Genomic DNA, 12,214 nt, shown 5'->3' on the forward strand with positions numbered 1-12,214 from the left:
TCACTTGGACAGCATCGCGGGAGGCCGGTCCCAACTTGAGGCCGGCCAACTTGATGTGGAGGGCGTCGCCAGCATCGCAGTCGTCGCAACTGCCCACTCCGCCGGCTATGCGGCCACCGGTCATCTCCTTGGGCTGCTGGCCGCGCTGCCTTCCCCCACGAAGGAAGGAGAGCGCTTCTGGTCGAACCTGTGGAGATCTTCGGGCACCGCGTACCTGCTACCCGTCAACATCAAGGCGCTGGTGCTGCGGTCCCTGGCGGGAGAAGGAACCGCCCTGGCCCGACAGATTCTCTCGGCGGTCGATGAGATGACCCCGCCCCAGCGTGCCGCGGCCGGGGAGGTGATCGGTCAGGCCCTCGTCGAGTCCGACCATCTTCCCGACCTCAAGACACAGGTCATCGGAGAACTGTGGCTCAGAGATCTCGAGCTCACCGCCTGGCGCGTCCTGCACGCGGACCGCCGGTCGGACGATCCGGCTGGACGGAAAGCCTTCCTCAACGCCTGGACCAGTGTCTGAACGCGTCCCGACCGGGCCGACCGGCCACACCGTACGGTGAGACGACCGGCCCAGCCGGGGACAACGCTTGCAGCGACCGAGTACAGGAAGTCGCCGGCCGAGGTCGGCCCTCAGGTCCGCCTCAACAGATCAGGGCCGCGCAGCCATTGCCGCGCGGCCCTGACCCTGCCCGCCCATGAGTCCTGTCGACGCCCGGCGCGAGAGCGGGGCCCATGGTCCGGCTGACAAGGACACCCCGCACAGGTTGCGGCAGTCACCGACACGGCGGACGCGATCCCGCGGGAACGGCCCAGAGGTCAGGCCAGGTTGATGTTCTCGGCCTGCGGACCCTTCTGGCCCTGGGTGACGTCGAACGTCACAGCCTGGCCCTCCTGGAGCTCACGAAAGCCGGAGGAGTTGATCGCGGAGTAGTGCGCGAAGACATCCGGGCCGCCACCGTCCTGAGCGATGAAGCCGAAACCCTTCTCCGCGTTGAACCACTTCACAGTCCCCGTAGCCATAGTCATGCCTTCCAGTCGATGAATGCCTCCCACTCCTTGTGGAAGGCAGAGGTGATCGCCCTGGTTCCTGCGGCACAGCACAGCAAAATGCCCACGCCAAAAAGCGTGGGCAAAAGGGGAACTCCGAACCACGACAGCTGACGCAGAGGCTACACGTCCGCACTCCACGTCACCATAGGAATGATCACTTCGTACACCGGGATCGAGCGTGACGCGACCGCCGCTACCCGCGCATGCTCATCTCAGACCGCGACCGGGGCGCTGGGTGATCTTGCGGTGCGGCGGTGTTCGGCGTTGATGCGCTGGGCTTCTCCGAGCTGTTCTTCGAGGATGACGATGCGGCAGGCAGCCTCGATGGGGGTGCCCTGGTCGACGAGTTCGCGGGCGCGGGCGGCGATGCGCAGCTGGTAGCGGGAGTAGCGGCGGTGGCCGCCCGCCGAGCGGAGCGGGGTGATGAGGCGGGCCTCGCCGATGGCGCGGAGGAAGCCCTGGGTGGTGCCGAGCATGTCGGCGGCCCGGCCCATGGTGTAGGCGGGGTAATCGTCGTCGTCGAGACGGCTGAACGAATCGTCTGCTGTCATCTGCACCTCTCTGTGGAACGCGTGGAGGGGCCCGGGTGCCGTACGGCACCCGGGCCCCGAAGGAACTGCTACACCATCTGCCGGCCCTAGTGCTGCGCCGGCCTATTTGTTCCGCAGGCCCACCCGGGAGAGGGCGGGCAATGCGGGGATCGCGGATGCGTGACCGGAGACCACCTCACTAACGATGTCCTGCGGTACCCGGGCTCAGCACTTCCGCCCGGGCGATCCTGATGGCGCTCGGCTCCTCCGTTTCTTCCCTCTGGGATCAATCACTTACCTACTGCTGGTACCGCTCTCCTGCGTACCGGTGATGCGAACTACTGGTGGCCTGTATCAGCGCCACACTTCGGCAGCCAGCCCCGTCGCCTCTCCTGCATCCGCTCTGGCTTAGAACCCCACTGCCGAACCTCCCGGTGCGCGCGCCCGCAGCCGACGCCTTCACCAAGGTGCTGCTCACTTGCCTTCACTGCTGGGTACTGCGAACTGCACTTACAGATACTGCACTTGCGGGTACTGCTGCCCGGCAGTTCGTCTCTGCCAGGCCCTGCTCGATCTCGGCTACGAGAGAAACCATAACCACGTGACCACCCAATGTCTACTCCAGCGGGCATAGATTTTTGCGTGCTCGAAGATTAGGTAATTCGCTGCGGTCGGTTCATGGATGGTCGGCGCAGCCCCGAAGCTGAGGTCCGGCGCGCTGAGTGGCCCACAGGCCGCGCAGCCCGAGAGCTCTTCGTGAGGTCGGTGGCAGTGCCGTAATCCGCAGACCGGCGCCCTGGCTACCGCCTCAGCGCCTCAGCGCCTCAGCGCCTCAGCGAGGATCTACTCCCTCGGCCCGCGGTGACTCTCGCACCCTCGCCCGCCCGCCTGTGCTCGCCCTATCGGTAGCGTCGCCCGAGGTGGGCCGCCTGCTCGACGATTCAAACATCCGAAGCCGACGGGTTCCCCTGAATCTCGCTGTACACATGCGCTGAGCCAACAGGCCAAACGGAGCAACTGCAGGCGTTGGAAAGCGAGTTCGCACTGACTCCAGGTGACAGGCGATCGTGTCCAGAGGCGTCCGAGCGCTCGATAGGACCATCCGGCTTCGCGCGAGGGGCGGGGAGTGTTGCGACCGTGCTGTTGCGCTGCAACCCGTACCAACGTGTTCCGGGCGAACCCTCTGTTGCTGGGGCGGCTGGGGCAACCACTGTTGCATCAGGTGGACTCACTGCCAGGGCCCGGTATCGGTGCCGGTGAGTCGATGAGGAGAGTCCAGGATCCGCAAATCCGGTGGCGGTGACGGTGGTTCGTCAGCGGTGGACTAGCAAATCTCCGCGTTTCCATCGACAGCGAATACGCTCAGCAGCGTCGCTATCGTGCCGCGTCCGACCTTTGTGCGTGCGTGCCGTCCATCCGCGCCACTGGGTCGTCGAGCGGTCCTGGTCACGCTGCCCGCGCATGGGATACTCGCAAGACGCGCGCAATCGCCCGAGAATGCGACAGCCTGAGCTGCCGGTTCTCCTCCGAGAGTCGGCGGTTCTCCTCGACCAGCAGCCGAGCGCAGTCCTGAGCAGCTGCCAGTCGCTCCGCCAGGGCAAGCCGCCGTTCCGGCGTCTCTCCTCCATTGATGCGTCCCACGCCGAGTCCTCTCCCTGCCGGCTCGGCAACCGATCAAGCCGTCACGTCGTAGCTGGGGCCCGCCCCGCCTCGGACGCAGGCCGTTCGGAAGCAGGTGAGGCGACTAGGCAGGTGGGGAGTCGCGGTCTTCCTCAAGGCGTAGCTGCCCGGTGAGGATGTCGCGGGCGACGTCCTCAAGGAGTTGCTGGTGACTGAAGGCATGGGCGCGCATGCGGGCCAGGGCTTCGGCGACGGGGACGTTGCTGGCCTCGGCGGCTGCGCCGGCCGCCTGGTGCACGGCGGGTGGATAGCCCACGGGGCCCGCCTCCGGGGCTGCTTGTTCCCATCCGATCAGCACGGGGTGGGCATCCAGTGCCAGGAGGGCAAGGATCCGGGCGTATGCCTCCAGCCTGGCGTGATTCGCCGCACTGAGGGGAGCGCGGGCGGTGTGGTAAACGTCCATGGCGCCGACCGGGACGTTATTGCCGACCAGCAGCGGCACGGCCACCACGCGGCGGATGCCGAGTTCACCGGCCGTCCGCAGAAAGACGGGCCACCGCCCGGAGGCGGACTGCATGTCCGCCTCCACGATCCGGCGTTGCAGGTATGCCTCGGTGCACGGGCCTTCCCCCGCCACCAGCTGCGCGTCCTCCAGCAGGTAGCTGCGCTCGTCAGCCGCATGGGCCACGGTCCTGATCCGGCCCGAGGTGATCAGGCTGACTCCCAGGCCATCCGCGCCCACATCCTCCACACACGCCGTCACGGCAGACGGCAACGCCACCGGACGGTCGGCGGCACTCGCGATCTCAACGACACGCTTCCAAGCCGCGGTGTTCTGCCGCACATCCATGACACAGCCCCAATGCTCACCTGGAGCCGCGGACAGGGCACCTGCTCGCTCACCAGTACAAACAAGGGTAGACCCCCGCAGGGATCTCAGGTAGGAGGCCCCGCGCCCGCTCGGGGCCCATCCGGCGGGCTTTCCGGACACCTGCCGTACGAATCGGGCGGCCGGCAGCATGAAGAATAAGGCGAACCACCCGAAGGACTCCGCCGCCGTGAGGCTTTGGGCAAGGCCCTCAGCAACCACGCCAGGAAAAGCAAGGGGGACAGCACGAGGGAGCTCGGCACAGGGGACGCACACCGGATCTCCAAACCCGAGAAACGCGACACCGCCAGAGGTGGCCAAGGATCCAGGTGCCCGGGTGATGTGCGAAGTGGCCCTCGTGTAGCGAGAGTTGGTTAATGAACGATGGCGGGAGAGCGGGCGTCAGGTCGGCAGGAGTTCGAGGATGCGCGTGACACGGCCCCAAACCCGCCACCAATGTCGCGGCGAGAACCGCCACTCCTGAGGTTTGCCGTCGAACCGGTGGCCGGTGAAGCCGAACATATTGGTTCCCCGGGCCAGCCGCAGCAGCCTCAAGGTGACGTGCGTCGCGGAACGGCTCAGGTGGAGACAACATTGCGGGACAGCGCCGTATGCATGGCGAAAGCGCCGAGCAGACCGCCTGCCGTGAAGCGTTGGGCGGTCAGGACGCGGGGCCGGGTGGCCAGGAACTTCGACATGCGTGCCGCGCCCAGCATGATCAGGGCGTTCACGGAGATTCCCACGACGATCTGCACCGCCCCGAGCTGAAGCAGCTGTCCCCAGGCCGGGCCTGCCTGCGGGTCCAAGAACTGGGGCAGCAGTGCGGCATACATCAGGGCGATCTTGGGGTTCAGCAGGTTGGTCAGCAGCCCCATCGAGAACAGGCGGGCGTCGGAGACCGGAGGCAGGTCCTGGGCCGGGGCGAAGGGCGAACGACCGCCGGGCTTGATCATGTCCCAGGCGAGGTACGCCAGGTAGGCGGCCCCGGCGAGCTTGACCACCGTGAAGGTCACCGGCACGGCGGCGAACATCGCGGACAGGCCCGCAGCCGCGGCCAGCAGGTAGCACACGAATCCCACGGCGGTCCCACTGAGGCTGACCAGGCCCGCCCGGCGGCCTTGGGTGATTGCCCTGGAGGCGAGGTGAATCATGTTCGGTCCGGGAGTCAACGCCATACCCAGTTCGACTAGGGCCACTCCTCCGACTGCGGTCAGAGCGATCACCGGTCAACCTTCCGTTGTTCGTCGGGAGCCTCGTATGGAGGGGCGCCCGGCTGCAGAGGGCGGGGGTAGCGCACGAGCTGCGCCCGCCTCGCCCGGCTCAGCATATGGCTTGGCCACTCGGTATCTTTATGCGCCCAGCGAGACAACTGGCGCTCTGCGCGGGCCATCGGGTCCAGCCGCCGCGCCGTGGCGACTATTCCGTGTGCAGAACCGCGGCGATGGTGGTGCGGGCCGCCGTGCGGGCGGGGATCAAGGCACCGAGCACGGCGATCGTCACTCCGGCCAGGAGCATCGCGGCCAGTTGGGGCGCGTGCCATACGTCCTTCATGTACTCGGGGAAGTCGACTACGCCGACGTTGTCCACGACGAGGCGGTGGGCCGCGATCCCGAGGGGGATGCCGAGCAGTGCGCCGACGGCGCCGAGCCCGGCGACCGAGGTGACCGTCATCAGGATCACCTGACGGGGCGTCATGCCGATGGACTTGAGCATGCCCAGGTCCCTGCGCCGTTCACGGGTGTTGAGCAGGACGGTGTTGAAGACGCCGAGCGAGGACACCAGGGTGAGCAGCACGGTGAAGACGGTGGAGAAGGCGATGACGGTGGCGGTGCCGGCGTTGCCGGGGTCCAGCACGGAGGCGTGCACGGCCGGGTCGAGCTTCCCGGCAGCCTCGGCGTAGGCGCGGGCGTCGGCGTCAGGGGCGAGACGGACCGTGTACTCGGTGGCGTGGGCGTTGGGTGCGAGGTGGGTCAGAGTGTCCCACGTGGCTTCCAGCGCACGGGCGTTGCCTTCGATGACCTGGCCCACGACAGTTGCGGTGATCTTCTTTCCGTTCAGTTCCAGAGTGGTCCGGTCGCCGATCTTCAGGCCGCGTTGGGTGAGGAAGGCCGGTCCGGCCACGATCTCGCCGGCCGCCTTCGGGGCTCGGCCCTTGACGATGGTGTGCTCGTAGAGGGAGTTGTCGCCACGGTAGAAGTCGGCGAAGACGGACTGGTGCTGGCCGGTCATGCTCGCCTGGGAAAACGCGCGGGCCCGTACCCCCTTCGCACCCGGCAGGGCGCTCAGCCGCGCCTCGATCTGTGCGTCGCTGAGGCGGGGCGCCGTCGTGTCGTCGCCGGATCCGCCGGTCGTCACCTGGATGCGGGCAGCGCCGTCCTCCTTGCCGACGTTGCCGTACGCGACCAGGGTGCTGGTCAGGCCGGTGGACAGGGTGACGGTGGTGACGCCGAGGACGATGGCGGCCAGGGTCAGCAGGGTGCGGGCGGGGCGGGCGAAGGGCTGGCCCATGCCCAGACTGACCGGGCGTGGCAGACGGGTGGCACCGAGCATCCGCTGGACGCGCAGTCCATGTCCGGTCCGGGGTGCGCCGCCGGCGCTGATGGCCTGTGCGGCGGGCAGCCGGTGGGCCCGCAGGGCGGGGATCAGTGTGGTGAACAGGACGAGGGCGGGCATGCCCAGCAGGCAGGCCACGGTCACCCACGGGCTGACCTCTCCGACCGTGGCCCGGCCGACGTCGATGCCGGTGAAGGCGACCTTCATCATCGGCCCGGCCAGTGCGTTACCGACCAGCGTGCCCAGCACGCAGCCTGCCAGGGCCGGTACGAGGAGCATGGTCAGGTAGACGGCGACGACTTGGTTGGGGGTGAACCCCAGCGCCTTGAGGACGCCGATGTGCCGGTATCCGGAGACGACCGCCCCGCTGACCACGTTGCCGACGATCAGGACGGAGACCAGCAGACCGAGGATGCCGAAGAGGGTCATGAAGGGGAGGTAGGAGTCGACCAGTGCGGAGAACGCCTGCTTGAGGGTGAGGTAGGTCTGCGCGCCGGTGAGTGCGTCCTTGGGCAGTCCCTCGGTTGCCCGCTCCAGCGAAGTGCTCAGCTGGGCTTCGGTGTCGGATTTCGTGAAGCGGTAGAGCATCTGGGCGGAGGTGGGGTGCAGGGCGGTCATCTGCGCGGGTGAGACCCAGGCGCTTGCCGACTTGCTCATGCTGGTGGCGAACCCGACGACGGTCAGCGTCGCTCCGCTCGGTGTCTTCAGCTTCGTACCGAGGAATTCGGTGCCGGGAGAGCCCTGTACGGACCAGTTGACGACGATCTCGCCGGTGCCGGTGGCCCACCGGCCCTCCAGCAGGTCGATCCGGTCCACGGGGCCCGCCGGGTCGGCCCGGCCCACGACGCTGAGGGTGCCGCCTGCCATCCACAGCCAGTTCTTGGGTATGCCGACGACTGCCTGTCCGAAGGGTCCCGCAGCCGCCTCCACTCCGGGCTGCTTCGCGGTACGGGCCAGTTGTTCCGGGGTGACCTTCGTGGTGTCGAAGGAAGCGGCCGTGTGCGCGCCGCGCTGTTCGGCGTACGCCTTGTCGAAGGGGCTGGACGCCGCGGTCAACAGGGTCAGCGCGAGCAGGACGGTGGTGGTGGAGCAGAGCACCACAAGACCGATGACGAAGGTCTGGACCCGGCGCCGCTTCACCGCTGCACGCGAGGCTCTCCACACGGCCCTCACGCCGACACCTCCAGCGTGCGCTCGCGGGCGACCCGGCCGTCGGCGACTTCGACCAGGCGGCTGGCGCAGCGGGTGGCCAGCTGCGGGTCGTGGGTGACGATCAGCAGGGTCTGGCCGATCTGGTTCAGGTCGATCAGCAGATCCATCACCTGTTCGCCCGACCGGCTGTCGAGGGCGCCGGTCGGCTCGTCCGCGAGGAGCAGTGCCGGGCGGTTCATCAACGCCCTTGCCACGGCGACGCGTTGGCGCTCACCGCCGCTCAGCGTCGCCGGGTAGTTGTTGCGGCGCTTGGCGACACCGAGTTCGTCCAGCAGCTCCAGGGCCCGGCGGCGCGCCTGCCGGGCCGAGGTGCCGGTCAGCTGTGCGGCCAGTGCCACGTTGTCCAGGACGGGCAGGTCGTCGATGAGGTTGAAGAACTGGAAGATCATGCCGACGTGGCGGCGTCGAAACAGGGCGAGGCCCGTTTCGTTCAGCTTGCCCAGGTCGTGGCCCTGCACCTCGACCGTGCCCGAGGTCGGCCGGTCCAGCCCGGCCACCATGTTGAGCAGCGTGGACTTGCCGCAGCCGGAAGGCCCCATCACCGCCACCGCGTCGCCCGCCTTGATCTCCAGCGACAGCCCGTCCAGGGCCTTCGCGTCGCCGTACTCCTTGTGTACGCCGTCCAGCCGTACCACTGTCTGCCGGGCACCTTCGTGATCGTTTGTCATGCCCCGAAACCTAGGCCCGGCGGGATCGTGGTGCGTCGCCCCCCGGGTGTATCCGTATGCGCAGGTCATCCTGGGGATGTACGCGGGGGGATGCAGGGGGTCGCGTCCTTCAGGCCGGCGCACCGCACCACCGCGCCCCTGGGAAGATGACCGCATGGGGGAATCATGGACGACCTTGCTGTTCGTCGCGCTGACTGTGGCAATGGGCGCCGCCGGATGGCTGGCTGTGGCAGCGGCGCGGTGGCGGCGACGCCACCGCGAGGCCATCGAGGAGCGTGGCTGGCTGCTGGAACGTGAGCGAGAGGGCGCGACACGGGCTGCGGTCGATGCCGAACGGGCAAGGATCGCCTCGGAGTTGCACGACATCGTCAGCCACAACGTCAGCGTCATGGTGGTACAGGCCGGTGCTGCCCGCGAAGTACTGACCACTCTGCCCGAAGAAGCCGCGGCTGCGATGAGCGCCGTGGAAACCGCGGGCCGGAACACGATGACCGAGCTGCGGCACCTACTCGGCCTGCTCGCCCCCGCGCAGAACGGCGAGGACGCTCCCTACGACCCCGACCACGTGGACCTGTCACCGCAACCGAGCCTGAGACGGCTCGGTCCACTCATCGACAAGATCGCCTTCGCCGGCCTGCCCGTCGAGATGCGGGTCTCGGGCGAACCTCGCCCCCTGCCGCCCGGGATCGACGTCACCGCCTACCGGATCATCCAGGAGGGCCTGACCAATGCACTCAAACACGGAGACGGGGCGAGAGCCGAAGTGACGGTGCGGTACGCGGACAACCACCTGCGCGTCGAAGTACTCAACAGCGGGCCGAGCGTCCTGTCGGGCGGCACACCCGGCTCGACGGCGCCGGACCGGGAAAAGGCGGACGGCACGGGACGCGGGCTGCTGGGCCTGCGCGAGCGGGTCTCCGTCTACGGCGGCGACCTCGACGCACGCCGTCGCCTCGGCGGCGGCTACCGCGTTCGCGCCCGCATCCCCCTGGACCGCCCGTGATCACCCCGGCCGCGCCCGCCCCGCGTGTGGTGATCGCCGATGACCAGGAACTGCTGCGCGCCGGCTTCCGGATGATCCTCACCGCCCGCGGCATCGACGTGGTGGCCGAAGCCTCCGATGGCGTGGAGGCTGTGAGCGCGGTTCGGGAACTGCGGCCCGATGTCGTCCTCATGGACATTCGCATGCCCAACATGGACGGCCTGGAGGCTACCCGCCACATCCTCGCCCAGGCCCCGGACTGCCGGGTGATCATGCTGACCACCTTCGACCTCGACAAGTACGTGTATGCCGCCCTTGCCGCCGGAGCAAGCGGGTTCCTCCTCAAGGACGTCACCCCCGCGCACCTGGCTGCCGCCGTACGCCTCGTCGACACCGGCGACGCCCTCCTCGCCCCCGCGATCACCCGCCGCCTCGTGGAACGCTTCGCTGCGGACGCCCCGACGCGGGGTACGGGCCAGGGCCCCCACCGCGCCGTCCCGGCGGTCCACCGGGATCTGGCCGCGCTGACACCACGGGAACGGGAGGTGCTGGCGTGGATGGGCCGGGGCCTGTCCAACACCGAACTGGCCGGTCGGCTGACGCTCAGCGAAGCGACGGTGAAGACCCATGTCGCGCGGATCTTCTCCAAGTTGACCCTGCGCGACCGCGCCCAGGCGGTCGTCGTCGCCTACGAGACCGGGCTCGTCTCCCCGGGTGACGCCGAGGAGATCGTCGGCCCCGCGTGACGTGCTCAGTGCGGCGGAGCGACGAGTCCCCACTCGTACGCGGTGATCACGAGCTGGACCCGGTCCCGGGCGCCGAGCTTGGTGAACAGCCGCGACACGTGGGACTTGGCGGTTGCCACCGTGATGAACAGGTCGTCCGCGATCTCGGTGTTCGACCGGCCCTGCCCGACCAGAGTGAGTACCTCCTGCTCGCGTTCGGTGATGCCTTCGACCGTCCGCAGGGGGCGCCGCGGAATGCCTTCGCGGTGTTCGACGAAGTCCGCGATCAGACGCCGCGTCACCCCCGGCGCGAGCAGTGAGTCCCCCGCAGCGACCACGCGGATCGCCGCGACGATGTCATCCAGGGCCATGTCCTTGACCACGAAGCCGCTGGCACCCGCGCGCAGCGCGGCGTAGACGTGGTCGTCCTCGTCGAAGGTGGTCAGGACCAGGACTCGGGTCCCGGTCGTGCCGTCGGTGATCAGGCGGGTCGCCTCGATGCCGTCCATGCCCGGCATGCGGATGTCCATCACCACGACGTCCGGCCCGACTTCCGCGACGCGTTGGACCGCTTCGGCGCCTGTCGCGGCCTCGCCGACGACCTCCAGTTCCGGGTACTCGCTCATGATCATGCGCAGGCCGGACCGCACCAGCGGCTGATCGTCGGCGAGCACTACGCGTACGGTCATGGGCTCTCCAGCACAACTGAGGTGGTTTCCGGCAGTGGCAGTCGGGCCGAGACCCGAAAACCGCCGTTGTGGCCCGGTCCGGCACTGAAGCGGCCGTTGAGCAGGTCGACCCTCTCCCGCATGCCCACGAGGCCGAATCCGTGGCCGGGATGCGGGACCGGGCCGCCGGGACGGGAGCCTGGTTCGTCTCCTGGGCCGAGTCCGTCATCGACGACTTCGACGCACAGTTCGCCGTGCTCGTGTCCGATGGTCACTTGGCAGTGCCCGGTGCGGGCGTGCCGGACCACATTGGTGAGTGCCTCCTGCACGATGCGGTAGGCGGACAGGTCGATATCGGGCGGCAGTGGGCGCGCATCACCGGTGCGGCGTACGTCGACGCGGACCCCGGCGGCGGCGGTGCTCGCCGCCAGCCGCTCCACGTCGGCGAGTCCCGGTACGGGTGGGAGCGGTGACGTCCGTGGGGTCGCCGCCTCCGGGTCCGCCCGGCGGAGTGAGACCAGAGTGCGCCGGAGACCGGAGAGCGCTTCCCTGCTGGTGTCCTCGATGGCCCGCAGCGCTTCCTGTGCCTTCGCGGGCTGTGTGCGGATCACTCTGCTGCCCGCGCCTGCCTGGATGGCGATGATGCCGATGCTGTGCGCGACCATGTCGTGCAACTCCCGGGCTATGCGCAGCCGTTCCGCGGTGACGGCCTCGGTCACCTCCTGCGCCCGCAGGGCCACCGCATGCTCACGCCGCTCGCTGACCAGCAGGCCGGTCGCACACGAGGCGACCAGTGCCAGCAGCGTGATCAGCACGTTGACGATCATGCTGTTGCCGCGGGAAAAGACACCGGCCATCAGCAGTGGCACGGCGCCGACGACGGTCGCGGCGGCGATCGCGGTCCGCCGCGGGCGGGTGGCCACGATCCGTACGAGGACGAAGTCGCCCGCCAGATAGGCCAGGAACTGTCCCTGGTAGGCGACCGACGACCGCGCCCCGGCGGCACTCGGGTCACCCGCGATCATGAAGGTGACCCCCAACAGCACCAGCGCCAGTGCTGCCACGGGCGCGCGTCGCACCACTTCGGCGAGCAGGCTCAGCGCCAGCAGGGAGCCCACCGCCCGCACCGTGCCGGAGGTCTGCGTGGCGGCCCCTACCAACAACCCGTGCACCAGGACGTGCAGGAAGCCTCCGGCCCACGCTGCGGCTCTCGTTCTCATCGTGCGTGCGCCCGCTCCGACGTGCGGTGACGGTCCGATCCGTGGCGGCACGAGGAGGCGTTCGATCTGGTGTTCACCCGGAGAGATTAGCCATCCCGCGACGGGCGGTCGCCATCCCCCG

11 protein-coding genes are annotated in these 12,214 nt (G+C 68.7%); 3 read left to right on the forward strand and 8 right to left on the reverse strand.

What is annotated here, in order from left to right:
- The first annotated feature begins 4 nt into the window (after nt 1-4).
- Entirely contained in the window at nt 5-517 is a 513-nt protein-coding gene (locus AB0E78_RS29460) for a hypothetical protein (protein ID WP_361838593.1), read from the forward strand.
- Between the two features lie 296 nt (nt 518-813).
- Here the strand turns inward: AB0E78_RS29460 and AB0E78_RS29465 are convergent, their stop codons facing one another.
- The 6 genes from AB0E78_RS29465 to AB0E78_RS29490 form a co-directional block, all read right to left on the reverse strand.
- The gene (locus tag AB0E78_RS29465; RefSeq protein ID WP_065965692.1) at nt 814-1,017 is read right to left on the reverse strand and encodes a cold-shock protein; all 204 of its coding nucleotides are present in this window, start codon (nt 1,015-1,017) and stop codon (nt 814-816) included.
- Nucleotides 1,018-1,259: 242 nt separating this feature from the next.
- Nucleotides 1,260-1,598, reverse strand: coding sequence for a MerR family transcriptional regulator (locus tag AB0E78_RS29470; protein ID WP_361838596.1), 339 nt, complete (start codon nt 1,596-1,598; stop codon nt 1,260-1,262).
- A gap of 1,723 nt (nt 1,599-3,321) precedes the next feature.
- On the reverse strand, nt 3,322-4,047 hold the full coding sequence (locus tag AB0E78_RS29475) for a GAF domain-containing protein (protein ID WP_361838599.1): 726 nt from the start codon (nt 4,045-4,047) through the stop codon (nt 3,322-3,324).
- Nucleotides 4,048-4,643: 596 nt separating this feature from the next.
- The gene (locus tag AB0E78_RS29480; protein ID WP_361838601.1) at nt 4,644-5,288 is read right to left on the reverse strand and encodes a LysE family translocator; all 645 of its coding nucleotides are present in this window, start codon (nt 5,286-5,288) and stop codon (nt 4,644-4,646) included.
- A 193-nt stretch (nt 5,289-5,481) separates the two neighbouring features.
- Nucleotides 5,482-7,758 (reverse strand): FtsX-like permease family protein, encoded by a 2,277-nt coding sequence (locus AB0E78_RS29485; RefSeq protein ID WP_361838603.1) that lies wholly within the window; start codon nt 7,756-7,758, stop codon nt 5,482-5,484.
- Nucleotides 7,759-7,787: 29 nt separating this feature from the next.
- Nucleotides 7,788-8,498: an ABC transporter ATP-binding protein gene (locus AB0E78_RS29490; RefSeq protein ID WP_361838606.1), complete on the reverse strand. Its 711-nt coding sequence runs from the start codon at nt 8,496-8,498 to the stop codon at nt 7,788-7,790.
- A gap of 154 nt (nt 8,499-8,652) precedes the next feature.
- Between AB0E78_RS29490 and AB0E78_RS29495 the strand changes: the two genes are divergently transcribed.
- A complete protein-coding gene (locus tag AB0E78_RS29495) occupies nt 8,653-9,501 on the forward strand; it encodes a histidine kinase (protein WP_361838609.1) in 849 nt (282 codons plus the stop codon).
- Complete coding sequence (locus AB0E78_RS29500) at nt 9,501-10,226, forward strand: response regulator transcription factor (protein WP_361839177.1); 726 nt, start codon at nt 9,501-9,503, stop codon at nt 10,224-10,226. The genes AB0E78_RS29495 and AB0E78_RS29500 overlap by 1 nt, the downstream gene beginning before the upstream one ends.
- 5 nt (nt 10,227-10,231) lie before the next feature.
- On the opposite strand, the gene AB0E78_RS29505 is transcribed toward AB0E78_RS29500, so the two are convergent.
- Together AB0E78_RS29505 and AB0E78_RS29510 are read right to left on the reverse strand one after the other, a co-directional pair.
- The gene (locus AB0E78_RS29505) at nt 10,232-10,894 is read right to left on the reverse strand and encodes a response regulator transcription factor (RefSeq protein ID WP_361838611.1); all 663 of its coding nucleotides are present in this window, start codon (nt 10,892-10,894) and stop codon (nt 10,232-10,234) included.
- Complete coding sequence (locus tag AB0E78_RS29510) at nt 10,891-12,093, reverse strand: sensor histidine kinase (protein ID WP_361838613.1); 1,203 nt, start codon at nt 12,091-12,093, stop codon at nt 10,891-10,893. The genes AB0E78_RS29505 and AB0E78_RS29510 overlap by 4 nt, the downstream gene beginning before the upstream one ends.
- Between the last annotated feature and the right edge of the window lie 121 nt (nt 12,094-12,214).

Origin of the sequence: Streptomyces sp. NPDC032198 (assembly GCF_040636975.1) — a bacterium.
Taxonomy (GTDB): Bacteria; Actinomycetota; Actinomycetes; order Streptomycetales; family Streptomycetaceae; genus Streptomyces.